Annotated in this window: 3 protein-coding genes and 1 pseudogene; all 4 read right to left on the bottom strand. The window is 44.3% G+C overall.

The features are described 5' to 3' along the window. Positions 1-2: 2 nt before the first annotated feature. Positions 3-290, bottom strand: coding sequence for a 30S ribosomal protein S6 (gene rpsF / locus C1T29_RS24595; protein ID WP_020453642.1), 288 nt, complete (start codon positions 288-290; stop codon positions 3-5). Between the two features lie 113 nt (positions 291-403). After that, on the bottom strand, positions 404-1,504 hold the full coding sequence (ychF, locus tag C1T29_RS24600) for a redox-regulated ATPase YchF (RefSeq protein WP_026580414.1): 1,101 nt from the start codon (positions 1,502-1,504) through the stop codon (positions 404-406). Between the two features lie 180 nt (positions 1,505-1,684). Next, positions 1,685-1,891: a DUF951 domain-containing protein gene (locus tag C1T29_RS24605; protein ID WP_011201785.1), complete on the bottom strand. Its 207-nt coding sequence runs from the start codon at positions 1,889-1,891 to the stop codon at positions 1,685-1,687. 87 nt (positions 1,892-1,978) lie between these two features. Continuing rightward, positions 1,979-2,410: pseudogene (locus C1T29_RS24610) on the bottom strand (hypothetical protein); the annotation flags it as partial. Position 2,411: the final 1 nt, after the last annotated feature.

Below are 2,411 nucleotides of genomic sequence, written 5' to 3' on the forward strand. Positions count from 1 at the left end.
GTTTATTCTTCTTCTTTAACCACGATGTGGCGAATGATGTCATCACTGATTTTAGCTAAACGGTCAAATTCTTGAACTGCTTCAGCTCCAGCTTGAACGTTTAAGATTTGGTAGAATCCGTCGCGGAAATCGTTAATTTCGTACGCAAGACGGCGTTTTCCCCAATCTTTTGTTTCAGTGACCTCCGCACCGTTAGTTGTTAAAATGTTGTTAAAACGCTCAACAACAGCCTTTTTAGACTCTTCATCAACGTCTGGGCGGATGATGTACATGATTTCGTACTTTCTCATTTGTATTTGCACCTCCTTTTGGACTAAGCGGCCCATTATATTGGGCAAGGAGCAATAATCCTATTACTCACAATTTTATATTATATCAAAGCTCTTGTCCTATTTCAACCGCGTTATACATTAAAACGGAAATGAATGACATCGCCGTCTTTCACAATGTATTCTTTCCCTTCAAGGCGGACTTTTCCGGCCTCTTTTGCTGAGGCCATGCTTCCCGCCTCCAGCAGATCGTCGTAAGCGACCGTTTCCGCACGGATAAATCCGCGTTCAAAGTCTGTATGGATGATGCCCGCACATTCAGGGGCTTTCATTCCTTTTTTAAATGTCCAGGCTCTGACTTCCTGTTCTCCCGCTGTAAAATAAGTGGCTAGTCCAAGGAGGGAGTAAGACGCTTTAATCAGCTGATCCAGACCGGATTCTTCGATGCCGAGTTCTTCAAGGAACATCGCCTTCTCTTCGCCTTCAAGCTCTGCGATTTCGGACTCAATTTTGGCGCAGACGACGATGACTTCCGCGTTTTCAGCAGCAGCAAATTCCCGGACCTTCTGGACGTACTCGTTTCCTGAAGGATCAGCCACTTCATCCTCGCTGACATTCGCTACATATAAGACAGGTTTTGTCGTCAGCAGATGAAGCTGCTTCAACACCTTTTGCTGCTCTTCCGAGAACTCGACAGAACGGGCCGGCTTTTCCTGTTCAAATGCCTCTTTTAACTTTGTCAAAATCTCAAATTCAAACACGGCTTCTTTGTCTTTTTGCTTGGCCATCTTTCCGACCCGGCCGATCCGCTTCTCAACGGTTTCAAGGTCAGCCAGTATCAGCTCAAGGTTGATCGTCTCGATATCCGAAATCGGGTCTACTTTCCCGGACACGTGCGTGATATTGTCGTCGGCAAAACAGCGGACAACATGGCAGATTGCGTCCACTTGGCGGATGTGGGACAGGAACTTGTTTCCGAGCCCTTCTCCTTTTGATGCTCCTTTTACAATGCCGGCGATATCGGTGAATTCAAATGCGGTAGGGACCGTCTTCTTCGGATTGACGAGTTCTGTCAGCTTTTGCAGACGCTCATCAGGAACCTCTACGATTCCGACGTTTGGATCAATCGTACAAAACGGGTAGTTGGCCGATTCTGCCCCGGCCTGAGTAATTGCATTAAATAAGGTTGATTTCCCAACGTTAGGCAAACCAACAATCCCAGCTGTTAAAGCCATTGTTTCATCTCCTCTATAATGAACATCCATGTGTAGTCGTAAATGTTAAACCTGCAACAATTATAAGGATGATTACAGTAAAAGACAAGCTGACAAAACTTGCTTTTCACTCATACAAACTAGGTGAAAATTCATTTTTCGTTGAGATCGAAAAAAAAAGCATGAGGGGGTCCGCTAAGATTAAGATTCGGACTCCTCATGCTTAACTAATATCTTTTTCAGCTTTCTTTGAAACTCTTTACGCGGGATCATGACACTGTGTGAACAGCCTTCGCACTTAATCCGGATATCCATTCCCATCCGAATGATCTTCCAGCGGTTCGTCCCGCAAGGATGCGGCTTTTTCATTTCGACCACGTCATTCAGGCCAAATTCTTTATCGGCCAACATCGTTCACCTCTTTGCTTCCTTGTTGTGATCTTATTGTACAAAAAACCACAGCGAAAGAGCAATTCTTCATAACCATAAATATATTTATTTCCATTTACTTAAAATTGGATAAAGTAAAATATTTACCAATAAATACAAATTTAATAACCCGTAAATTGGATATAAAAAAGCGATTAAATTTGAAAAGCCGATTGATGTAAAAGGCACCATGATCGACAGAAGCAGGAGGACGATTACCCATCTCGGCCAGTTCACAAGTGACAGAAAGCGGCTGGACAGCCCGAGAATGCTTGAGATCGTCGTTGTGTAGATCGCGACGCAAAGAACAGCCGTCATAAAAATAAAAATCGGAAAAGGCGCGCCCTCCAAAACCGCGAATAAAGGAATTTCATAATGGGCCAGTTCACCGGCAAGCTCTACAAGGGTCTCATTGTACATGTATGAAATAGCGCCAAACACCAGGCCGCTTAATATGCTGGCAATCTTCGCTTCTCCGACTCCCTTCATCTCTTTGCCG

The organism is Bacillus sp. MBGLi79 (assembly GCF_002953915.1).

Bases quoted from the DNA above. Each gene is read 5' to 3' on its own strand.
- rpsF (WP_020453642.1), bottom strand. From the start codon at position 290: ATGAGAAAGTACGAAATCATGTACATCATCCGCCCAGACGTTGATGAA.
- ychF (WP_026580414.1), bottom strand. From the start codon at position 1,504: ATGGCTTTAACAGCTGGGATTGTTGGTTTGCCTAACGTTGGGAAATCA.